Origin of the sequence: Arthrobacter sp. S41 (genome assembly GCF_004320535.1) — a bacterium.
Lineage (GTDB): Bacteria > Actinomycetota > Actinomycetes > Actinomycetales > Micrococcaceae > Glutamicibacter.
In genome coordinates this window covers 76,896-98,789 of the sequence record NZ_SIHY01000003.1, presented here as the reverse complement: position 1 = coordinate 98,789, position 21,894 = coordinate 76,896, and the positions used below count along the sequence as shown (strand labels likewise).

Here is a 21,894-nt window from a genome sequence, read left to right as displayed (position 1 = left end):
GGCATCTTTGAATCATTGTGCTGCCTCGGCGTCTCGGGTCCTCGCCGTTGGTTACCGTCCATCGTTCAGAGGCATTGGTGGACCCGAGTCATAACATTGGATAGTGCACTAAGCATTGGTACGGAAGTTCAAACCTGCTCCGGTTCATGACCAGATGATCTCGTCCAAGCTCATCCGTTCTCGGCTGGTTCCCGAAGAGGCTAGTTCACCAGCAGCGTGGGTGGCAGTGCCGAATGCGGTTATCGAAGTAACCTCCCAGTGGTGCGGAATAACGAAGTCAGAAGTGATGCCATCTCGGTCGAATGCCCTGAACTGGTGTGCTGCTAGTCCCATAGCTAGACCCTGAAATGTCATATGCGCGACGGCTTGCCCGAGATCGTAGTGAGCGAACTCTGAATACTCCCAATCCGCTGTGCCTTCAACGAGGGTGTGAGCAAGATTCACCACCAATAGCGAAGCGGCTGGCGCCCAGAGCGATGAGCTTCGAGCTAGACGCCGCACGATTCTCTGATGATTCGCATCGCCTCGTCGTGCAACGATAAATTTCCATGGCTGCGAGTTGCCCGCCGACGGTGCGTGCCTAGCTGCATCTAGTAGCGCGTGGACCTCTGCAGTTGTGAGCGTGAGGGTGGAGTTGAATCGAACCGGACTGTACCGTCCAGCCAGCGCAGGATGAATTATTGTAGGTTCATCTGGGACGTGGCATTGAGTCATGCCTTTTATTCTCTAACAGTGCTGTGCAAGCACCCTAAAACCACTGCGTCATTTACCCACAGTAATTTCTTGAAGCGCAGCGACGTGGCCAACATATGCTCGACGCCCTGACGTAGTTAGTGAAACGCGCATGTGGCTGCGGCCCAGCTTGGTGAAGCGTTCAACTTGCACGTAACCTGCATCGCTGAGCTGTTTGAGGTGTTTGCTGAGTACCGAGTCTGTAACACCGAGGATCTGTTTGAGGTGCGTGAATTCCGCCCATTGAACCGGCGCCAGGCTCGCGCAGATCCGTAAACGAAGCGGCGCGTGGATCAGCTCATCAAACCGAGCGCTGCTAGTGGACTTGGTCATTGCCGTCCTCGATACGCGCCTTGTTGTAGGCCGATTGCATCTTGGTCACCAAAAACATGCCGCTGATGAACGTGACAAGAATTTTCGCGAGAACTTCTGAGAGATGTGTGGCTTCCCAGAACCTGAGGCAATTGATCAGCAGGATGCAGAGAAAGAAATACCCTGCGTAAGCGCCTGTCAGAAGGGTGGGACTGTTGAGCAACGATCGTGGTTTGGCCCGACGGCGTTGAGCCAAGACATACCAAAGGATCAACGGAAGATAGAGCATCGCTAACCAATAGGCTTGTGGCGGAAAAGCCTGGAACAACGTGAAGATGACAGCCGAGACCGCGACGACGGTGGTGAGTAATCCACGGGGATTACCAGAAGCTCTAACCATCTGTTGTGAATCTTGCTCGACCGATTGAAGAAGCTTGACCGCGCGATCCTGTTCCATTTGATCCTTTGACGAAGGCATGGCACTCCCTTTCCGTTACGGAAAGTCTTATCTTTCCATATTGGAAAGTCAACGTGTTGACTTACACGTGGTGGTATTTTCCACCGGCCAAGATGTCCTGCGCGCGGTAGAGTTGCTCGGTCAGAATCAGGCGCACCAGCTGGTGAGGGAAAACCAGCTTGGATAGGGACCAGGTGAAGTCGGCGCGGGCGTGCACCGTTGGATCCACTCCGTAGGCTCCACCGATGATGATCACGACGTTGCGCGAAGAATCGATAGGGGAGCGCAGCGTGTTTGCCAGTGCTGGAGAGTCGACATTCTTGCCGCGCTCGTCGAGTAGCACCACAAAGTCGCGGTCATCAATTTTTGCCAAGATGCGTGCGGACTCTTCGGTGCGCGCCGCATCGTTTTCGCGAGACGAGTGGTTGAGCAACTGCCAAGTGAGGTTAAAAGGTTTTTTTAGTCGTTTTTCGTAGCGGGAAATTCCTTCGTCTACCCACGACTCATGTTTCTTGCCAACTGCCAGCACCTTGATTGTCATGCTTCTATTGTTCCGCATTCGTCGGTTGAATGCTTTGTTAGGGTGCACCGATACGATAGAGGGTATGAGAACACCCAGACCACTTCCGCAAGGCCAGCGACCCAGCGGCATGCAGGTGCTCTGGATGATTTTTGGCATCGTCGTTGCCATCTTCTACTTCACCCGACGTGTGCTGGTGTCCCTGCACGCCGGCGGGTGGGCCACAGACCTAGACGCGCCGACTTACCAATGGATATTGGATAATCAGTCGCCCGTCCTTTTTGCGATCTCTGATTTTTTGTATTTCTGGGGATCAACGCCGGGCATGAGCATCATCATGGTGCTCATTACCGGGCTGCTGAGCTGGAAAACACGAAGTTTCTGGCCGTTTATTTCCGTGGCGGTGACCGCAGCGGTATCCGTCGGGCTGACCATCTTGCTCAAGGCGAGCCTGCAAGTACATCGCCCGGAAGGTATTCCTAACGGGCCGACGCCGCCACTGTCCTATTCATTCCCCAGCGGCCATACTCTTAATGCCGCCGCGCTGATTGGCATCTCTAGCTACTTAGCAATCATTTACGGGCTGCGCCGCTATGCCTATCTCATCTGCATCGTGGCCACATTGTTTGTTCTGGCCATGGGAGCATCACGTATCTACATCGGACACCATTGGGTCTCCGATGTACTGGTGGGCTTGCTCATTGGAATCGCGTGGGCCGCGGTTGTAGCGATCCTGCATTACTTCTTTGTGCCGTGGCGCAATCTGCCTAGCTCAGCACGCGGATCGGTGAACCGTTAGCCCAAGCGCGGATATCTTCAACTGCGTCACGGTAGAACATTGAGAATTGTTCGATAGTTACGTAGCCAATATGCGGGGTCGCAATCACACCGCGTGTGCTCAACAACCGATCCTTGGCTGGCAAAGGCTCGGTGTCGAAAACATCGAGCGCTGCCAAATAGAGAAGTTCGTTTTCAAGAGCCGAAATGAGCGCATCGGTCTGCACAATTCGGCTTCGTGAAGTATTGACCAAAATAGATTCCGGACGCATCCACGCCAATTGTTTTGCCCCGATGACGCCAGTGCTGCGTTCGGAGAGCTTGAGATGAACGGTCACGATGTCGCTGGTGGCAAAGAGCTCTGCCTCAGAGACTAACTCCACGCCCACCTCTGTGGCCCGGGCTTTGGTGAGATTCTGGCTGTAGGCAACAACCCTCATGCCGAAGGCCAAGCCGACCTTTGCCACCTTGGATCCCAAGTTGCCCAGTCCGTACACGCCGAGGGTTTTTCCCGCCAGCCCCATGCCGAAACTTGTCTGCCATGGTGTGGCTTCAGCGCGGGGAGATTCTGAAGAAAACAGCTCCACGTCCAGTCGGCGGGTTGCGGCCAAGATCAGTGCCCAGGTATGTTCCACGGCATCGGTAGGGACATAGCCAGTATGCGAAACCACGACGCCGTGCGCGGCAGCGGCTTCCAGATCGATGGCCCCGTTGCGCCGGCCGGTGGTGACCAACAATTTCAACTGCGGGAGCAGTGCAAACCTTGATGCCGGGAAGGGGGTGCGCTCACGCATGGCCACGATGACATCAAAGTTCTTAAGTGCCTCACAGACGACGGCGTCATCGTGCGAGATGTGTTCGGTAAATACTGTCAGCTCAGCGTTGAGCTCGGTCGTCAGTGCCTCAAAATTTGCGAGGTCAGTAGCGACGTTCTGATAGTCATCCAAAATGGCAATGCGCATGAGCTCATCCTATGCGCGAGGTGGTCTTGCCGTCTTGTTTCTGCCGCACAGTGAACTTGCTACTTTGTAATAAACATCTGGTGTTCGTGGCCTCAAATGCACCACAAATCTGTGAGTTCATGAGAGCAGATCTGGCGCGTATTTCTGTGGCGGTCAGGATTCAATTCACAACACTCAGGTCTATGCTGTAACGAAGTTGGTGACATAAAATTGAAGGTAAGTTTCAAAGGGAACAAGCTTGAGAAACTATGCACCGATGAAATCCAGATGCATAAAAGACGACCCGACCTTAAGAAGAAACTGCGATTGCGCTTCAAAGCATTGGAAGCTTCAGACACACTGGCCAACCTTGTGCAGCGGGATCCAGGTGGGAGATGGCACCCACTTCAAGGCGAACGCGCGGGCACTTGGGCGTCAGAGCTCAGCGGAAATTGGAGACTAATCATCCAACCAATTCCCAATGAGCCTAATGCCCGCGAAGTCACAGTTTTAGAAATAACCGACTACCACTGAGAGGAGTCGACATGACCACCACCAATTACGCCGTTGCACCAGGTGAATATCTGGAGGAATGGATTGATGATCAGGGCTTCTCGCAGCAGAAAGTCGCAGATTTGCTGGGCTGTAGCCGCAAGCAGGTCAATGAGATCATCAATGGACATGCTCCCATCACCAGCGAAACGGCACTGCGTCTGGAACGTGTAGTGGGGATCGCGGCGACGACGTGGTTAAAGTACGAAGTGATGTATCGAAGCGATCTTGCCCGAATCGTTGATGAAGAAAATCTGGCACACTTTGCCGAGCAAATTGCACCCACCGCGGCGAGCTATCTGCGCAGCATCGGTGCCACAACAGCAAGCATGAAAAATCCGGGCAAACTTGTCTCAGATTTTCTTTCGTTTCATCGTTGTGGGACGTGGAAGGCCTATGACCAACAACATGCGAAGTCGCTGATCGGTGAATACGGTTTGGCGACGCTCAAGGATTCTGCGGCTCAGCTCGATCAGACTTCGTTGACTACCTGGTTGCGTGCCGCAGAACTGACGCAGGACTACGAGCGCGGGCGCAACTACAAGTATGAAGCGCGCAAATTGCGGGCCGTTATTCCTGAACTTCGAAAGCGTGCCGCCCAGCCAAATCCGGAAATGCTGAACGATATCGCGCGGATGCTCTCAGAAGTTGGCGTGGTTTTTATGGTCGTTGAGCCGCCCAAAAAGTTTCCGCTGTTGGGAGTAACTCGTTGGATCGACAAGCGGGTGCCGGTCATTCAGCAGACCGGGCGCTGGAGTAAAGACGGCTTTGTCATTTGGACGCTTTTCCACGAGATCGGTCATATCCTCAATGACCCGCGCGGCCAGATGCATCTTGAGTGCAGCACCGAGAAAAAACGAAGTAGTGCTGCCGAAAAATCGGCCAATGGTTTTGCGAAGCACGTTCTTCTTGGCACAGGAGGCCTGACACCGTTCCATGGCCTGACCCACGATAGACAAATAGCTGAGAAGGCACAGGAAATTGGAATTGCGCCCGGAGTCGCGGTTCATCAGATGCACCGACACCGAATGCTCGACTACAACCTCGGTAACTCGCTGTTCGTGAATCTAGAAGGAACCTTCAGCGCACAACAAATGGTGGCTGTCGGGCCTTAAGGTCACCTAGTTCCTATTAAGCCCGTGTTTCCTAGAATCTAGGGCTACTTTGAAATGACTTTCCGACATGTCGATGGCTCGTGTGGGTGTAGACGGATCAAATACTCGGAGCAATGAAAAACGAAAAAAGTCTGGGTCGAGGCCACGGAGCTCTACGTTGCCACCATGTCCATTAGCCGCATAGGCACTCCATCGTTGACGAATGTTGTCCACGCCATCTGCCTTACCCACGTAGTGTCGGCCATCCCTAGTATCAGTGATGAGATAAATTCCAATCACCGATGAGAGGGCTGTTCTCCACGATGAATACCGATGTTCGCGCATGATTGCTTGAAGCTGCGGGTAATCAAGCACAAGGCTGTCAAAGCCCGGAAAAGGTATAGGCCGAGAATCGGCGATCTCTACGACAGGATAATGGCTTGCTGTTGGACCGTTGAGGCGCCAAGTACGCGGAGAACGCCATCCGATGACAAGCCTATTCGTAAGGTCGGAAAGATCGTCGGCCACTTCTAGATTGAACCGTCGAGAGGAACCATCGTTCGAAACTTCGCCATGATTTCGAACTACAGCCCAAAACCTTGCTCGGTCTCCGCCCTCCTTGACGAATACCACCCAGATGGAGGGAGGTATAGCGGGAAAAATTCGAGGGTTCGCAGACTGTTGCGCAGTGTACTCTAGGATCTCTTGATCAGTAGAATCCGCATGAATACCCTGCATTTCAGAGTCTTCGCGTTTCCCGACGAAGGCGTGCCGGATAACTTGAATTTGAGCGGGGTCAATCTCCGCACTGCGAAAAATGGAATCCAGGGTAAGAGCCATAGCCGATACTTTATCCAATGTGCATCATCCGCCCGGCATAGGAGGACTTGAACAAGGCTTGCACAGAAATAATAAGTAGGGCGCAGCCCTCATGTTGCTCTTGCGCATAAAAATGGTGGCTGGCGCCCATAGCGCAAGCCACCATTCACAAACTGAAAACTAGTCGGTGACTTCGAATTCGAGCTTGTCGGTGAAGGAACGACCATGAACGTCGGTGGCCGTTACCTGAGCGGTGTGTGATCCGGTTTTCAGATCATCGGGTAGTTCAAGACGCCACAGGTGGCTGGTCTTCTCAGGCAGTCCACCACCGTGGACAAACTGCTCGGCGATAGCCACTGGGTCAGAATACTTGGCTCCAGTGAGCGCGGTTTCGCCGGTGAGCGATTGAGTACGAGTCGACTTGACCGGGTCTTCGCCATCGATGGAAACCTTCACCGTGGAACCGGTGCTGCCCATCCAGACGTTGGTGGTCAGCCAAGTGTCATTAGCCAAACCAGCACGGCTGACCGTCAGTGGGTTCTTCAAAGCCGGTATTGTGCCGTACTTCTTGTCCACATTCTCCTCGTACCAGTCACGGTACGCAGGAGTGTTCAGGCCTACGGCCATCTGGTTGCTGTCATCGCCACCAGTAGGGGTGAAGCGCTCGGTGATCTTGGTGTTCTTGATGTCCAGGGTCAATACGCCTGGCGGGGTACCATCCTGCTGTAGGGAAGTCGGGTAACCGGTTTCGGTGACTCGTCCGCCGTACCATTGGCCGGCAACAGCAGGAACGGTGAGGTGGGTAAATGGCAAGCCATCTTGACCGACTTCATCAATCCAACCCTTCATCAAATCCCCTTCGCGAAGGTTTTCCGACATGTGGGTGTGACCACCCAAGGAGACCACTTCGCGACCCTTGAGGATCTTGTAGATTTCCTTGACCTCCTTGGTGGTGTGCTCATCATTGAAGAAGAATTCCAACAATGGGCTGTGACCGGCCAGGACGATGGCCTTATTCTTTGGCACCTTTGCGATGTCTGCGCGCAACCATTCAAGTTGCTGCTCACCTAGCTGGTAGGTGTAGTCGCTTCGCTTAGCGGGAAGTTTGGTTGGGTACTCGATGGTGTTCAGCGCAACCACGTGGGTCTTGCCGGTGTCATAGGAGTAGTACTCAGGGCCGAACTGAGCGCGGTAGGTATCAAACTCGTGCACGCCGTCCACGGAATCAAAGTCGATGTCGTGGTTGCCTGGAAGGAAACGGGCCGGGCCGTTGAGCATGGAAGTCAGCTCGCGGGTCTGGGCGAACAGGGAAAGATCGTTGCCAACGAGGTCACCGATGAACAGCACGCCACAGCCGGTGTAGTCGGTACGGGCAGCAAGGTCAGCAAAGGCGCCCTTGCGAGCGTACTCAACTTCCTTCTGGTTGTAGGTCTGCACGTCGGCGCCAATGGCGCAGCTCTGCTCAGGTGATTGAGTTGCGGTGCTGCGGGTCAGTGGGAAGTTCACGGCCTCTGGCAGTCCGCCGGTGGGAGCGATGCCACCGTACTTCAGCTTGGGGGAGCCTTCTGGCAAGTGAATGTAGGAGAACTGTGCGACGTTATTTTCATCGACAGGAACCTGGAAGCCACGAGGCTGGGTGACGAAGGCTGTCATGTTTTCAAAAGCCGGCAGTTCGTAGCGACCCTGACCGTCGGTGGTGACAACGTCGCGACCGTTGGACACGGTGACTTTGGGCAGGCCTGGCTCGTTGGCGTCCTGTTTGGAGTTCTTGTTGCTGTCCTCGAAAACGACGCCTTCGAGACTCTTATCTTTGGCTGCTGACTTTTCGTCTTCTGCGCGGACTACCTGAACTGAACCTCGGTAGGCTGAGGACTTCCAGTCTGCGGTTGCTTTAGCTGCCGGTTCTGGGTCGGGTGCTGAATTGGCGGCGGTGAGACCTGCCGATGCTGCGAGGACAACGAGTGCGCCTGCAGTAGCTCGTAGTGGGGTAATTTGATTGGTTTTGCCGGGTCGAGCGAAAAATTTCACGTACGTTCCTCCGGGGTGGTGACAATCTGCCGGCCCCTTGGCCGACCTTTGTCAACGCTGTCAATCTAAGGTGAATAACAGCCCCCGCTCAGGTAATGACGAATAATCGATCCCGTTAATACTTATGCGCTGTCTTGGGCGTATTTAGCTCTCCATGACCAGAGTAAGCAGTAGTGGCCACACGAATTTTCGGAAATTCTAGCGTCGGGAACTGACGTCCTGGTGAAGATGCCAAACGTTTAGCCACTGCGAAGTTCGGGGGAGATAGACGTGGAGTCTGGGTGTTAACGCTCCGTCACGCCGGAGGAGGCAGGAGCCAAAATCTGATCCAATAAATGCATGAGCACTCAAGCAAAAAATGAATTGGCGGGCGCAACGGAAATTGTGTTGCAACTGCGCTGGTCTGATCAGGATGCATTGGGACATGTAAACAACGCCCGCATTGTCACGCTGATGGAAGAGGCCCGCATCCGCTGGACCCGAGAAGACGGGAAGACCGGCCGGTTCGAATTTGGAACGGTTGTGGCCTCCATTCAGATCGACTACAAACGGCCACTGTATTACCAGCCTGAAATGGTCATCCGCATGGGGATCAGTCGGGTGGGCAACAAGTCCTTCACCGTGCGAGGAATCGGTTATCAGGACGACCAGCCGGTCTTTGATTCAACAACCGTTATGGTTCCGCTCGCCGCTGACGGAGTGTCCTCACGGGTTCTCACTGATCAGGAACGTAGCTGGCTGGAGGCGTCGTTAATACCGGCCGCTGCCGCACGAACACGGAACTGAACGAATCTCCTAGCTCAAGTTGGCGAGCTGGCCGTCATGCGAGCAGTAAGAGCAGTCCTTACTGCGCTGCGTATTCGTCCAGAACCTTCTTGCCGATCTTGAAGGCAACATTGGCGGCAGGCACAGAGCAGTAGATGGCGCACTGAAGGAAGACTTCCTTGATTTCCTCGGGCGTCATTCCATTGCGCAGTGCCGCGTGCACATGCATTTCTAGTTCCTCCCAGTAGCCACCGGCAATCATTGCGGTCAGGGTGATGGCGCTACGGGTGGTGCGCGGCAAACCGTCGCGCGTCCAGATGGTTCCCCACGCATAGCGGGTAATCATTTCCTGAAATTCGTCGGTGAATTCGTTCGAATTATTGGTGGAGCGGTCAACGTGCTCGTTACCGAGTACTTCGCGGCGCACGCTCATGCCTGCATCGTAAGTGTCGCCGGGCAGGCGCTGTGAGTCGGTCATCGTAGTCCTGTCCTTTCTTAGTTGGAGAGGAAAAAATCGGCCAGCAATGTTGCTGTTTCTTCTGGTGCTTCGGCAGGAGCCAAATGGCCTGCGGATTCCACAATGGCAGAGTGGCCCTTAGGTGCAGACTCGGCGATGAACTGCGCGTCGGCCGGTGGGCACACCTGATCTTGTGCGCCGTTGATAGCCAGGATCGGATCCGTGGTGGCCTGCAACTGTTCGCGCACATCAAAGTCGGCCAAGGCGCCACAAACGTGGGCATAGGCGAAGCGGTCCGCGTCCTGCAGGCTGTGCAGCAGGCTGGCTGAAATTTCTGGTTGCTTGTCGATGAACCCGGGCGCGAACCAGCGTTGGGCAGAACCTGCGAGCATGGTCGGGGTACCGGCTTTTGCCACGAGTTCTGCGCGCTCGGTCCAGCCTTCAGGCGTACCAATTTTGGCAGCCGAGCAGATCGAGGCCAAAGCATTGAAGAAGCCAGGATGATCCACGGCTAACTGCAACGCGGTGGCACCGCCAACCGAAACTCCGGCGTAAAACAGTTTGGTGTTCTCGGCGATAACCCCATCAGTTCGTAACGCTTCAACCATGGTGGTGACGCCGGTGGCCAGCTCGGCCAACGTGAACTCTTGCGTTGATGGCTTGCTGACGCCGTGCCCGGGAAGATCCCACGCGATGACCTGGAAATGTTCTTTAAGATAGGGCAAGGCCGGACCCCACAACGGCAGGGCCGCGGTGCCCAGCGAAGGGCCAGTAATGAGGGTAGGTAGCTGAGCATCGGTATGAAGTAGCGACGGAGTTAGTTCTGGGACTGCCATAGTTCCTTCCGTGCCGAGTAGTCGGCTAATACAGTTTCGGTGAAACGATCCGCGGCACCAAGGTAACCGGCAGGATCAAAAAGTTCGTTCAACTTGGTATCGCTGAAGTCTTCCGCGGGAATTTCTGAACGCAAAAGTTCGTGCAAAGGCCGTTCTTCACGCAGGCTGCGACGCACCAAGTCCTGGATGGCAGGCTTGCCTCCGTCAACCATTTGAGACAACACGGTAGCCAAGCGTTCGGACAGCACCGCATCTCCACCCAGCGCGAGGTTGCGATTGATGGCTGGAAGATTCACGCTCAAGCCATTGGCCAGGAATGATGCATGGAATGCTGCTCCCGCGGCCAGCCGGGTCAGTTCGCGTAGCGCGCTCCATTCAGCATGCCAACCACCGTCAGGGCGTTCATCCACCGCGGTACCAGCAGCGGTGAAAAGCGTTGAGAGTAATCCAGGGGAGCTGAAAGCAGCATTGCGCAGCAACACCGAACGCACCGGGTTTTGTTTCTGCGGCATGGCCGAGGAACCACCCTTGCCTGCTTCACGTGGTTCGGATAGCTCGCCGATTTCCGGGCGCGAAGAGGTGAGTACATCGGCGCCAAAGGTACCCAGTGCCGCGATGGTCGCACCCAGAGCAGAGCCGATCTGAAGGATGGGCATGCGGTTGGTGTGCCATGGTGCGCCGGGATCCTTCAGCCCTAAACGGTCTGCGAGCTGAGAACTAAGCTGCCCGGTGCTCACCGAGGCATCGCCATGGACTTCAAGGAATTGTTCCAAGGAAGCTAGGGTCCCTACCGCGCCGCCCCACTGCAGTCGTAGCTGCTGCGAAGCATCATCAAGCTGCTTCTCGGCATCCAGCACGGCCGAGAGCCAGCTGGCTGCTTTCCAACCGAAAGTTGTTGGCAGTGCATGCTGGGTCAGAGACCGGGCAATGCACACCGTTTCTCGGTGGGCCCGGGCGAGGCCTACTAGTCCGTCGGCAGTACTGCGCAAGTCGCTCAGGGTCTGGCCGATAGTTTTGGACAGGACCAGCATCAGTGCGGTGTCGATAATGTCTTGGCTGGTGGCCCCGCGGTGTAATGCGGTGCTCGCGGACTTGGGTGCACCATCAACAGCGAGCTGTTCTCGCATCATGCCCAATAGTGGGATCAGCGCATTGGCACCATCGGGAGTTTTTGAAGCTAAGACCGTGAGGTCATAGCGCTGAATGCCAGCCACCGTGTTAACCGCCCGCGAATCGTCGGTACTGCACAAGCCGGCATCGGACTGAACTTGCACCCAAGCAGCCTCAACATCAAGCATGGCTTGGATAAAAGCCACGTCGTTGGACAGCGAAGCTGCCGCGGTACCGGCCCAGGTTGGAGCTAGCACGCCGTAGTCTGCGCCATCCATCAAGTCCCTCGATTCTTCACTGTTTTAGTTTGTCTCTCGCTCTAGAACTGTAGTCCTAGACGCCTAGCTTTCGCGCGGGTAGGAAAGGAACACGGTTTCATCCTCACCCTGCAAACGAACATCAAAGCGCAGTGATCCATCCTCTTCGCGGGTAGCAATCAACGTCTTGCGCTCTGCCTCAGGTAACGAAGCCAGCAGTGCATCATTGGCCAGCGCCTCGGTATCCTCGGGCAGGTAGATCCGAGTGAATAGCCGGTTGAGTAAACCGCGGGCGAAGACCGTAAGCATGATGAACGGTGCCTTGCCCTCTTCGGTGGCGCCCGGGTTCAGCGTGGTGAAGTTGTAGCCACCGACGTTATCTACCGCTACTCGGCCCCAACCGGTGAAGGTGTAACCATCACGAACCAGCGAGCCTTCGCGCGAGACCACCTGGCCCTGCTCATCGGCCTGCCAAATTTCTAGCAGCGCGTCGGGAATGACCTCTCCCTTGCCGTCATAGACCACGCCGTGTAGTCGCACCGAGTTGGGGTGCGCCTGGTTGACCAGCTCATTGTCCTTCTCATAGGGCAGCGCGTAACCGTAGAACGGGCCGATGGTCTGTCCTGGAGTGGGGGTGAGCTTCAATTCTGGAGCTTGCGACATTAGTGATCCGCCTCTTCTTCTTCCATCCAGGTGCGGTTGGACCCGGTCAGTACGATGTCCCAGTTGTAGCCGGTGGCCCATTCGTGGCTGGTGACCGAATGATCATAGGTAGCGACCAGCCGGTCGCGTGCGTCTTGATCAGTGATCGACTGATAGATCGGATCCAGTGCAAACAGCGGATCACCCGGGAAGTACATCTGGGTAATCATCCGCTGGGTGAAGTCGGTACCGAACAGCGAGAAGTGGATATGCGCCGGACGCCACGCGTTGTGGTGGTTCTTCCACGGGTACGGTGCCGGCTTGATGGTGGTGAAGGAGTACTCGCCGTTGGCTCCTGAGATGGCGCGGCCGACCCCGGTGAAGTTCGGATCAATCGGAGCTGGATGCTGATCGCGCTTGTGCACATAACGACCGGCGGCGTTGGCCTGCCAGATTTCCACCAGCTGACCGACCACCGGGCGGCCGTCGCCATCAAGTACTCGGCCAGAAACCACGATGCGCTCGCCGATCGGTTCACCGTTGTGTTGGATGGTTAAGTCTGATTCCAGGGCGTGGACGTCACGCTGGCCGAAGGCCGGGGAGTACAGTTCGATGGTTTCCGGATCTGCGTGGTGCAGATTTTTGGTGGGGTGACGCAATAGTGAGGAGCGGTAGGAGGCAAAGTCCACTCGGGGCTGGGTTTCTGCCTTTTTGCCGGCCAGCAGTTGCTGGCGGTAGTCCTCATGCGTGCTGGAGATTTCGGCGCTGATCTCTTCCTGCGTGGCCGTGGTGGCTGCTGGATCCAGTGTCTTGCTGTTGGCGCTCATGGTGGCTCCTTTCTGAAAATTTGTGTGGGTGCGGTGTTATGCGTGGGGCCAGCCGGTGTAGGACTCGGCGAGATACTGCTGGCCGAAGCGTGAGGAGGTGACGGTTTCCAATTCACCGAGGGCACGCTTGGCCATGAACGGGTCGCCGCCCACCGGGGTGTGCAGCATGGAAGTCATCCAGTAGGAGAAGTTCTGTGCTTTCCAGACTCGTTTGAGTGCCAAGTTCGAGTACCCGTCCAACAGCTTGTCGCTGCCGGTGGAGAAGAATGAATCCAGCGCTTCGAAGAGTACTTTGACGTCGGCGAAGGCCAAGTTCAGGCCCTTGGCCCCGGTGGGTGGGACGGTGTGTCCGGCATCGCCGATCAGGAACATCCGTCCATGCGAGAGTGGTTCGCGGACAAAGGAGCGGAAGCCCAAAACGGTCTTATCAAAGATGGGTCCGGTTTGTAGCTGGAAGTTATCCGGTCCGTCCACGCGCTTTTGCAGCTCGGCCCAGATGCGGTCATCGCTCCACGCGTTGACGTCCTCGTTGGGATCACATTGGAAGTACATGCGCTGTACAGTTTCGCTGCGCTGGGAGATCAGCGCAAAGCCGTGCGGCGAGTTTGCGTAGATCAGTTCCGCTGCGGACTTTGGGGCCTCGGTGAGGATTCCAAACCAAGCGAAGGGGTAGGAGACTTTAAAATCCTTGGCGAGCTTTTGTGGCATCTGGCGTCGGGCGAAAGAGCGGGAGCCGTCGGCCCCAACGATTACATCGGCGTGCACCTCGAAGAGCTCACCTTGCGCATCGGTGAAGCGGAACTTCGGGGTGGAGGTCTCCATGTCCAGGATCTCGGTGACTTCGCACGAGTACCGCACATCTCCTCGATCGCGCTTACGAGCTGCGGCCAAATCCACGAACACCTCGTTCTGCGCGTACAAGGTCACGGTGGCATCAACTAGGTCACGGAAGTCTAGGGGATGGGATTCGCCGTTGAAGCGTAGGTCGATTCCTGCGTGCTCGTCACCTTCGGTGAGTACTCGACCATTGACCCCGGACTCGGTGAGCATGGTGACTGCTTGGGCTTCGAGGATGCCAGCACGGTGGGTGTTGCGGATCGTCTCGTGATCGCGCATTTCCACCACGACGTTCTCGATGCCCGAGGTAGCCAGCAGGTGCGAGAGCATCAGCCCGGCGGGACCGCCGCCGATGATGCCAACCTTGGTCTTCAGGATGCGTGGCGCCTTTGCCATGGTTCCTACCTGTCAGTGCCGGGAAATGGGTCTTGCACAATGATGCTTGCGTCACAGGTGTGAATTCAGTTCGCTTCTCATTGAATGAGAAAAGTGCATCAGGTACTTCAACTGACCCAGTCCTCGTCCTAGGCGGTTCCACCTAGCTGCAGTGCTCTAGAAATTCCTCGCGCCGCCGTGCGTAGTGCCAGCCCGGCCGATTGCACCGCACGAGTCTGGCGGGGGAGCACCACGGAAATGACCGCGACTTGGTAGCCAGCATCATCAAGAATTGGCGCGGCAACGCCGGTAGTTTCCGGATCGATGAAGCCATCAAATGAGGCATAGCCGGTACGGCGAATCTCAGCCATCTTCGCCCGGAAATCTGGATGGGAAGCGGTCATGACGGCATCGTGACGGGACAGATAATCACCGATGATTTCCGGGCGGGAGAACGCGAGAAGAGCCATTCCCATGGAAGTGCGTTGAACCGGCATGCGGCCGGCCACGTTTGCCTGATTAACTACCGAGCCGGGCCGCGAAAGACGCTCAATGATCAGCACTTCGTCCTGGTGCAACACCGAGAGTTGAGTGTTCTGCCCAAGAAGCTGGTTGATGTCTTCCATGAAGGGAAGAGCCGCCGTACGCAGGTCTTGAGTGGTGGCGCTACGGTTGGCCAGCTCCCATAATCGCAAGCCCAAGCGAACCTGCCCGGACGCATCGCGGCTGAGCAGATCATGGGCCACCATTGAGTCCAGCAGTCGATACATGCTCGCTTGGGGGATATCTGCCCGGCGCGCCAAAACGCTCACGCTGAGCGATTGGTTGTTCGCGTCAAAGGAATCCAAGATCCGCACCAAGCGGTCCAACATTGAATCCCCACTAGGAGAATTGGCCATGGAACAACTCTAACTACGCTGTGGCTTTGGAATTTGAGCAATGACCAACACGGCGAGCAGTGCGGCGCCACCGTAAAGGAAAAATGCTCCCGGGTATGCGGTGCCAGCAGCCACCATCAGGCCGGTGATGTATGGGCCAATGATGGCGCCAAAACGGCCGATGCCCGAGGCTAGTCCAATGCCTGTGGCCACCAGGTTGCGCGGGTATACGTGCCCTGCGTAGGCATACATCAGGCACTGGGCGGAGAAAACAAAAACGCCGGTGACAAAGAGGACTGCGGTCAAAAGAACTTGGCTTCCAAAAGGTACTGCCAACAGAAGCAACAGTGCTGCCGAGGCGGCAAACCAGATCAGCGAGACAAGTTTGATGCCCTTGCTATCAGCTGCGTAGGCGCTAATAAACAGCCCTGCGATGGCGCCCAAATTCAATACAAAGAGCATGGTCAGCGAATCGGCCACCGGGTAACCAGCAGCTCCCATGATCTTAGGAAGCCAAGCGTTGAGACCGTAGACCAATACCAGACCCATAAATGCGGCAATCCAAAGGCCGATTGAGGTGCGCAGGTATTTCGGTTTGAGTACATCGGAAATTGAGGTGCGCTCACTACTGGCGATCACTTCGCTTTCGGGAAGCTTGAACCACAGCAGCGCCAGCAGGGCCAGGCCCAGTCCGCCGCCGAGGAAATACAGTACCGACCAGTGCACCCCGGCGGCCTTGCCTGCCAGCGATGCCAGCACTGCACCCAGGTGGTAGCCAACCATCGGCAGATTATTGGCCAGTGCGCGCCGCCCTACCGGGGCATTTTCCTGCATCAACGCCAAGGCCACAGGCATGCAACCACCAAGTCCTAGGCCTGCAATAAAGCGGAAGGTGCCCATCAAGAAGGCGCTAGGCAGGAACGGGAAGAGCAAGGTGAAGATCGAAAAGACGAGGACTGCAATCAGCAGTGGGCGACGTCGTCCAAAGCGGTCGGCCAGCCGTCCCATTGTTGCGGCTCCGACACCGACGCCAATCAGTGAGAAGGTGTTGACCCAGTTCATTTGGCTCACGCTGAACCCGCCGACATTTGGGTCGGTCAACACTGGAATGGTAGCGCCTAGGGCAACAATGTCGTAGCCCTCGAAGACCACGATGAAGAAGCAGAGTGCGGCGATCCAGCCGCCGAGTTTGAGTTTTTGAGTGTCACCTTGTGTTGAAGACATGAGTCGCCCCTTTGAGATCTCTGTTGGCATCGCCAGTGATGCGTGTCACGGCGATGTGATCGTAGCACCACTTTCGTAGAGCGCACCAATGTTCAAGAAGTGAACAAATCAAAAGGTTCCCTTGATTAGATTCTCGGCGGCTAGTAAAGTTCATCTCACGAACTTAAGTTCACACAGTGAACATCTTTCAGCAATGGAGCAGTGAGACTATGCAGCAGGCCTACCTGTACGACGCAATTCGCACCCCTTTTGGCAAGATTGGTGGCGCGCTATCTAGCCACCGCCCGGATGATCTGGCCGCGCATGTGGTGCGCGAACTTGTTGCACGTTCGCCAAAGCTTGATGTGAACACCATCGATGAATCCATCTTTGGTAATGCCAACGGAGCCGGCGAAGAAAACCGAAACGTAGCCCGCATGGCAACGTTGCTCGCCGGTCTGCCAACCTCACTGCCCGGCACCACCATGAACCGCTTGTGTGGTTCCTCGTTGGATGCCTCGATTGCCGCTTCACGTCAAGTCGCCACCTCGGACGCGGACCTTATCTTGGTTGGCGGAGTTGAGTCGATGAGCCGTGCCCCGTGGGTACTGCCAAAAACCGAGCGTCCCTTCCCGATGAACAACTTAGAGCTGGTCAACACCACCCTTGGCTGGCGTCTGGTTAACCCAGCCATGCCGGGCGAATGGACCGTCTCACTCGGTGAGGCCACCGAACAGCTGCGCGAAAAGCACAACATTTCGCGTGAAGATCAGGATGAATTTTCCGCTCTTTCGCACCAGCAGGCTGCGGCCGCTTGGGACGCCGGAAAGTATGACAATCTAGTTGTTTCCGTACCGCCAGCCAATAAGCGTGGCACCGAAGTAACCCGCGATGAAACCATCCGCGCTGACTCCACCGCCCAGAGCCTTTCGCAGCTTCGCACAGTATTTCGTACCGGAGAGAACGCCACGGTCACCGCAGGCAACGCCTCACCGATGAACGATGGCGCTTCGGCGGCCTTTATCGGTTCCGAAAAGGGTGGTGCGTTGTTGGGCCAAGATCCCATCGCGCGCATCGTCTCCAATGGCGCTACCGCTTTGGAGCCGCAATTCTTCGGCTTTGCCCCGGTGGAAGCGGCCAACAAGGCGCTGAATAAAGCAGGCCTGAAGTGGTCTGATATTGCAGCGGTGGAACTGAACGAAGCCTTCGCCGCACAGTCCCTTGCTTGCATCCGTGCCTGGGATATCGACCCTACAATTCTCAACGCTTGGGGAGGGGCTATCGCTATCGGTCACCCACTGGGCGCTTCGGGACTGCGGATCCTGGGCACACTGGCCCGACGCCTGCAGGAATCCGGCGAACGTTATGGACTGGCTGCCATCTGCATCGGCGTAGGCCAAGGTCTTGCCGTGGTCATCGAAAACGTCAACGCCACCAAATAGCTTCGAGAGGAAATCATCATGGCACCACGTATTGCCAGCACCGCGGCGGACGCCGTCGCAGAAATCAGTGACGGCTCCACCATCTTGATTGGCGGATTCGGCAATGCCGGACAGCCCATGGAGCTCATTGATGCGCTCATGGATTGTGGCGCCACCGATCTGACGGTGGTCAACAATAATGCCGGCCAAGCCGATGCTGGTCTGGCCCTGTTGATCAAGGAACGCCGCGTCAAAAAGATCATCTGCTCCTTCCCTCGCCAGTCCGACTCGTGGCATTTTGACCAGGCTTACCGCGCCGGGGAGATTGAACTGGAACTTGTTCCGCAGGGCAATTTGGCCGAACGCATTCGCGCCGCGGGAGCCGGCATCGGCGGCTTCTTCACCCCTACCGGCTATGGCACGTTGCTCGCTGAAGGCAAGGAAAGTCGGATTATCGACGGCAAAGGTTATGTCTTAGAAACGCCCATCCATGCCGACTTCGCCCTGATCAAGGCGCTGAAGTCCGACACCTTCGGCAATCTGGTGTACCGCAAAACCGCGCGAAACTTTGGGCCGATTATGGCCACCGCGGCCAAGGCCGCGATTGTGCAGGTTGATGAAGTGGTGGAGATTGGAAGCATCGATCCGGAGCACGTGATCACCCCGGGGATCTATGTTGACACCGTGGTAGCTCTTGGAGGAGAAAAAGAATGACGAATGTGCGCACCACCGAAGCAAAGTTGACCCGCGATGAAATGGCGCAGCTGGTAGCCCGCGACATTCCTGCCGGAGCCTTTGTGAATTTGGGTATTGGCCAACCGACCAACGTTTCCAACTTCCTTACGGTGCAGCAGGGCGTCACCCTGCACACCGAAAATGGCATGCTCGGCATGGGCCCAGAAGCCACCGGTGAAGACATTGATGAGGATTTGATCAATGCCGGCAAGATCCCGGTCACCGAACTAGCTGGTGCAGCCTACTTCCACCATGCTGACTCTTTCGCGATGATGCGTGGAGGGCACCTGGATGTTTGTGTACTTGGCGCCTTCCAGATCTCGCAGGCTGGCGACTTGGCCAACTGGCACACCGGCGCCGAAGGCGCGATTCCCGCAGTTGGCGGCGCCATGGACCTGGCCATCGGAGCCAAAGCGACGTGGGTGATGATGAGCCTGTTCACCAAGGCAGGTGAATCAAAGCTGGTGGAAACCCTGAGCTACCCGGTCACCGGGCTGGGTTGTGTTTCGCGGATCTACACCGAGGTTGCGATCTTCGAACTGCGCGATGGCAAGGTCTTTGTGCGCTCGACTCACGGCATCAGCTTCGATGAATTGCAGGCCAAGGTCCCAGTTGAGCTGACCTGGGCCTAGAGACACAGTAGATTAGTGGGGTGCCTTCCATCTGGTGGAGGGCACCCCATCAGAGTTTTTACGCATGCAAGGAGTATGGTGAGCGAGCAGGCAACACCTTCAACGTCGGTCCAGTCCCTGGCCCGCGGTTTGGCCGTCATCAGCTGCTTTGACGCGGAGCATATGTCGATGACTCTCTCCGAGGTCGCCGCACGCACCGAACTTTCACGGGCTACCGCCCGACGCTTTTTGCTCACCTTGCAAGAGCTGGGCTTTGTGCGTTCAGACGGCAAGCATTTTGAACTGACCTCCAAGGTTCTGCAGCTGGGTTATGCCTATCTGTCCAGCGCCACCCTGCCGCAGCTGATCGAACCAGTGCTTGAAGATCTCTCCGCGCAAGTGCATGAATCAGCCTCTGCCTCGGTACTTGATGGCACCGACATTGTTTATGTTGCCCGCGTGCACACCCGCTCGATTATGCGTGTTGGCATTTCTGTCGGTACCCGATTCCCTGCGGTCAACACCTCCATGGGTCGAGTGCTGTTGGCCTTTGGACCCGATGAGCTTCGCGAAGAAGTTTTGGCGCAGGGCTTTGAATCTCGCACTGGCATGGGCCTGAAAACGCCGGCAGCCCTGCGCAAGGAACTAGAAAAGATCCGTACGCAGGGCTACGCGGTAGTTGATCAGGAACTGGAGATTGGATTGCGCTCGGTAGCGGTACCAATCTTCAATGCAGACTCCACCGTGGCGGCGGCGATGAACGTGTCTATGAGCGTGCATCCGGCCAGCGAGCAGAGCGCTCAAGCAGCAGCCCAAGCGATCTTGCCTCGATTACTTCAGGCTGCCCAGCAGGTGCGCGAAGCCTTAGCCACTAGCCGATAGTTAGATGGTGCACGACGGTCGGTAGGCCGGATTGGCTGGCCCATCGGTGCTCAGTGCGTTGGGCACCAATCGATGCATTACCGGGTCATGGTTGATCGTCAGGTGACCGGAGAGATCTAATGGACACTTTTCTTGTATGAGAACATTGGTGACCTTCTGATCTGGACCGTCGAGGAACTGCGAACCGTACGGCGTGACAATTTCGTCGTACTTGGTGGTGATCACCGTGTAGTCCGGACCATTGACGGTGTCACCGATGGAGTTGAGCTCGGGCAAGAACTCACTTCCGGCCACCTGATCAATACACGCGTCGCAGGCGACAGCTCCAACAACACCGATCAGCTTCATACCGGTGCTCGACGGCGCGATGACTCCTTGGGTGCCATGGTTTGAAGGTGAAACGGCAACAAGGTCGTTGACGTACTTGGCTCCGCCCATGTACCAGCGAGGCATCATTCCGCCTTGGCTGTGCCCCACGATATCTACTTTCTGGGTTCCGGCGGCCGCACGCACCCGATCCACAAAATCACTGAGCTGTGCTGCGGATTCGCGGATATCACCGGTGCCCGATAGCCCACCTTCAAGCCCATAGTTCAAGGCGTAAACGCAGTACCCCTGGCGTTTGAGGGTTGGTGAAAGGGTGAGCCAGTTGTCGGCCATGGTTTCAAAAGTTCCGTGAACTAGAACCACTGGGGTGGGATGTTTTGCGCTTGGCACGCAGCTCCAGTTGTTGGCCCCGATGGGGCTGACATTCAGTGAAGCGGTGCTGGTGCTCTGAGCTTGAGCGGTATTTCCTGAACTTGGTGCGATGGCTGGTGCTGCGAGTGTAGCCGCGGCAAAGCATAGCGCAGCCAGGCCGGAGAGAATGCGTCGTTGAATGATGTCCTTCGGTGGCAGTGATGGAATACCACCCGTTACTTCCGAGTAGCATGTGACCATGATCACAATACTTTTACCGATTGTCTAGGGTTAGTGGTCGCTTACTTGGTTAATGACGTTGCATGTCGACGCGGGATAAGAGTGGACTCGTGTGCGCTGACAAGCTCGTTTGATTCAGTAGTGGATCTACCTTTAAAAAAGTAGTTGTAGCTTCAACTAAATACGTTATGCTGTTTTTGGAAGACTTTTCAAAGATCAGATGAGGTACCGCGAGCATGGCTCAACAGCTAAATGACGTACGCTCCACGCAATGGAGCGAGAGCCCTGAATCGGGTGCGGTGCTGCTCTTTTTGCACGGGTTCGGCTCTAATGAGCATGATCTGAGCACCCTCGCGGAACCACTTGGGCTGTCTCTGCCGTGGGCTTCGCTGCGTGCGCCTCTGGAATTGGGGTATGGCGGGGCTGCGTGGTTCGAGATCGTTACCCCTGGGGTTCCTGATGCGGCGCCGGTCGAAGCTGCGACCGAGCTGATCTGGGCATGGGTTGAGGAAAATCTTGCCCCTGAAATCAAGATCATCCCCATCGGATTCTCGCAGGGCGGGTTGATGGCAAGTCAGCTATTGCGAACCCGCCCTGAACGCGTGGTGGCTACAACAATCCTTGGTGGTTTTGTACTCGGCGCTACCCAACCCGGAGACGCGTCCCTTGCTAGGCAGCGTCCGGCCGTTTTCTGGGGCCGAGGCCAGCAGGATCAAGTCATTGCCCCGGTAGCTATCCAGCGGACCAGTGAATTCTTGCCTCAATATTCCACATTGACCGAACGTATCTATCCGGGTCTAGCCCATGGAATTAATGCGGACGAACTGTTGGATGTTCGCTCGCACGTGGCCAGCCAACTGGACGCTGCAGAATAAAAAAATCGCCACTAGCTCACCTTTCGGTGAGGC

24 protein-coding genes are annotated in these 21,894 nt (G+C 56.3%); 8 read left to right on the top strand and 16 right to left on the bottom strand.

The window, feature by feature from the left end; all coding sequences use genetic code 11:
• Positions 1-144: 144 nt before the first annotated feature.
• The 4 genes from EYR88_RS14490 to rlmH all read right to left on the bottom strand — a co-directional run bounded on the left by EYR88_RS14490 (position 145) and on the right by rlmH (position 2,042).
• Complete coding sequence (locus EYR88_RS14490; RefSeq protein ID WP_131090478.1) at positions 145-714, bottom strand: nitroreductase family protein; 570 nt, start codon at positions 712-714, stop codon at positions 145-147.
• Positions 715-762: 48 nt separating this feature from the next.
• A complete protein-coding gene (locus tag EYR88_RS14485; RefSeq protein WP_131090477.1) occupies positions 763-1,065 on the bottom strand; it encodes a transcriptional regulator in 303 nt (100 codons plus the stop codon).
• Positions 1,049-1,501, bottom strand: a complete 453-nt coding sequence (locus EYR88_RS14480) for a hypothetical protein (protein ID WP_131090476.1) — start codon at positions 1,499-1,501, stop codon at positions 1,049-1,051. Before EYR88_RS14480 ends, EYR88_RS14485 begins: the two co-directional genes overlap by 17 nt.
• 82 nt (positions 1,502-1,583) lie before the next feature.
• The gene (gene rlmH / locus EYR88_RS14475) at positions 1,584-2,042 is read right to left on the bottom strand and encodes a 23S rRNA (pseudouridine(1915)-N(3))-methyltransferase RlmH (RefSeq protein ID WP_207306531.1); all 459 of its coding nucleotides are present in this window, start codon (positions 2,040-2,042) and stop codon (positions 1,584-1,586) included.
• A gap of 64 nt (positions 2,043-2,106) precedes the next feature.
• Between rlmH and EYR88_RS14470 the strand changes: the two genes are divergently transcribed.
• A complete protein-coding gene (locus EYR88_RS14470; RefSeq protein WP_165477391.1) occupies positions 2,107-2,820 on the top strand; it encodes a phosphatase PAP2 family protein in 714 nt (237 codons plus the stop codon).
• On the opposite strand, the gene EYR88_RS14465 is transcribed toward EYR88_RS14470, so the two are convergent.
• A complete protein-coding gene (locus EYR88_RS14465) occupies positions 2,789-3,760 on the bottom strand; it encodes a D-2-hydroxyacid dehydrogenase family protein (RefSeq protein WP_131090474.1) in 972 nt (323 codons plus the stop codon). The genes EYR88_RS14470 and EYR88_RS14465 overlap by 32 nt on opposite strands.
• A gap of 524 nt (positions 3,761-4,284) precedes the next feature.
• On the opposite strand from EYR88_RS14465, the gene EYR88_RS14455 reads away from it, so the two are divergent.
• Entirely contained in the window at positions 4,285-5,406 is a 1,122-nt protein-coding gene (locus EYR88_RS14455; protein WP_131090472.1) for a HigA family addiction module antitoxin, read from the top strand.
• A 6-nt stretch (positions 5,407-5,412) separates the two neighbouring features.
• On the opposite strand, the gene EYR88_RS14450 is transcribed toward EYR88_RS14455, so the two are convergent.
• Positions 5,413-6,225: a GIY-YIG nuclease family protein gene (locus EYR88_RS14450; RefSeq protein WP_131090471.1), complete on the bottom strand. Its 813-nt coding sequence runs from the start codon at positions 6,223-6,225 to the stop codon at positions 5,413-5,415.
• Positions 6,226-6,384: 159 nt separating this feature from the next.
• Positions 6,385-8,232, bottom strand: coding sequence for a calcineurin-like phosphoesterase family protein (locus EYR88_RS14445; RefSeq protein WP_131090470.1), 1,848 nt, complete (start codon positions 8,230-8,232; stop codon positions 6,385-6,387).
• Between the two features lie 339 nt (positions 8,233-8,571).
• Between EYR88_RS14445 and EYR88_RS14440 the strand changes: the two genes are divergently transcribed.
• Positions 8,572-9,018: an acyl-CoA thioesterase gene (locus EYR88_RS14440; RefSeq protein ID WP_131090469.1), complete on the top strand. Its 447-nt coding sequence runs from the start codon at positions 8,572-8,574 to the stop codon at positions 9,016-9,018.
• 58 nt (positions 9,019-9,076) lie between these two features.
• Here EYR88_RS14440 and pcaC read toward each other — a convergent pair whose 3' ends face one another.
• The 8 genes from pcaC to EYR88_RS14400 all read right to left on the bottom strand — a co-directional run bounded on the left by pcaC (position 9,077) and on the right by EYR88_RS14400 (position 16,440).
• Complete coding sequence (pcaC, locus tag EYR88_RS14435; protein WP_131090468.1) at positions 9,077-9,475, bottom strand: 4-carboxymuconolactone decarboxylase; 399 nt, start codon at positions 9,473-9,475, stop codon at positions 9,077-9,079.
• Between the two features lie 17 nt (positions 9,476-9,492).
• On the bottom strand, positions 9,493-10,290 hold the full coding sequence (locus tag EYR88_RS14430) for an alpha/beta fold hydrolase (RefSeq protein WP_131090467.1): 798 nt from the start codon (positions 10,288-10,290) through the stop codon (positions 9,493-9,495).
• Positions 10,272-11,678, bottom strand: a complete 1,407-nt coding sequence (locus tag EYR88_RS14425; RefSeq protein WP_131090466.1) for a lyase family protein — start codon at positions 11,676-11,678, stop codon at positions 10,272-10,274. Before EYR88_RS14425 ends, EYR88_RS14430 begins: the two co-directional genes overlap by 19 nt.
• A gap of 63 nt (positions 11,679-11,741) precedes the next feature.
• Positions 11,742-12,320, bottom strand: coding sequence for a protocatechuate 3,4-dioxygenase subunit alpha (gene pcaG / locus EYR88_RS14420; protein ID WP_131090465.1), 579 nt, complete (start codon positions 12,318-12,320; stop codon positions 11,742-11,744).
• Positions 12,320-13,126 (bottom strand): protocatechuate 3,4-dioxygenase subunit beta, encoded by an 807-nt coding sequence (gene pcaH / locus EYR88_RS14415; protein WP_131090464.1) that lies wholly within the window; start codon positions 13,124-13,126, stop codon positions 12,320-12,322. The genes pcaG and pcaH overlap by 1 nt, the downstream gene beginning before the upstream one ends.
• A 36-nt stretch (positions 13,127-13,162) precedes the next feature.
• Positions 13,163-14,359 (bottom strand): 4-hydroxybenzoate 3-monooxygenase, encoded by a 1,197-nt coding sequence (locus EYR88_RS14410; protein WP_131090463.1) that lies wholly within the window; start codon positions 14,357-14,359, stop codon positions 13,163-13,165.
• Positions 14,360-14,487: 128 nt separating this feature from the next.
• Positions 14,488-15,237: an IclR family transcriptional regulator gene (locus tag EYR88_RS14405; RefSeq protein WP_131090462.1), complete on the bottom strand. Its 750-nt coding sequence runs from the start codon at positions 15,235-15,237 to the stop codon at positions 14,488-14,490.
• A gap of 9 nt (positions 15,238-15,246) precedes the next feature.
• Positions 15,247-16,440 (bottom strand): aromatic acid/H+ symport family MFS transporter, encoded by a 1,194-nt coding sequence (locus EYR88_RS14400; protein ID WP_131090461.1) that lies wholly within the window; start codon positions 16,438-16,440, stop codon positions 15,247-15,249.
• A gap of 209 nt (positions 16,441-16,649) precedes the next feature.
• Between EYR88_RS14400 and EYR88_RS14395 the strand changes: the two genes are divergently transcribed.
• The 4 genes from EYR88_RS14395 to EYR88_RS14380 all read left to right on the top strand — a co-directional run bounded on the left by EYR88_RS14395 (position 16,650) and on the right by EYR88_RS14380 (position 20,068).
• Positions 16,650-17,861 (top strand): thiolase family protein, encoded by a 1,212-nt coding sequence (locus EYR88_RS14395; protein ID WP_131090460.1) that lies wholly within the window; start codon positions 16,650-16,652, stop codon positions 17,859-17,861.
• Positions 17,862-17,879: 18 nt separating this feature from the next.
• The gene (locus EYR88_RS14390; RefSeq protein WP_131090459.1) at positions 17,880-18,554 is read left to right on the top strand and encodes a 3-oxoacid CoA-transferase subunit A; all 675 of its coding nucleotides are present in this window, start codon (positions 17,880-17,882) and stop codon (positions 18,552-18,554) included.
• Positions 18,551-19,207, top strand: a complete 657-nt coding sequence (locus EYR88_RS14385; RefSeq protein ID WP_131090458.1) for a 3-oxoacid CoA-transferase subunit B — start codon at positions 18,551-18,553, stop codon at positions 19,205-19,207. Before EYR88_RS14390 ends, EYR88_RS14385 begins: the two co-directional genes overlap by 4 nt.
• A gap of 75 nt (positions 19,208-19,282) precedes the next feature.
• A complete protein-coding gene (locus tag EYR88_RS14380; protein WP_131090457.1) occupies positions 19,283-20,068 on the top strand; it encodes an IclR family transcriptional regulator C-terminal domain-containing protein in 786 nt (261 codons plus the stop codon).
• Here EYR88_RS14380 and EYR88_RS14375 read toward each other — a convergent pair whose 3' ends face one another.
• A complete protein-coding gene (locus tag EYR88_RS14375; protein ID WP_165477390.1) occupies positions 20,069-21,007 on the bottom strand; it encodes an alpha/beta fold hydrolase in 939 nt (312 codons plus the stop codon).
• Positions 21,008-21,222: 215 nt separating this feature from the next.
• Here EYR88_RS14375 and EYR88_RS14370 point away from each other — a divergent pair, with 215 nt between their 5' ends.
• The gene (locus tag EYR88_RS14370; protein ID WP_131090456.1) at positions 21,223-21,861 is read left to right on the top strand and encodes a hypothetical protein; all 639 of its coding nucleotides are present in this window, start codon (positions 21,223-21,225) and stop codon (positions 21,859-21,861) included.
• Positions 21,862-21,894 lie beyond the last annotated feature (33 nt).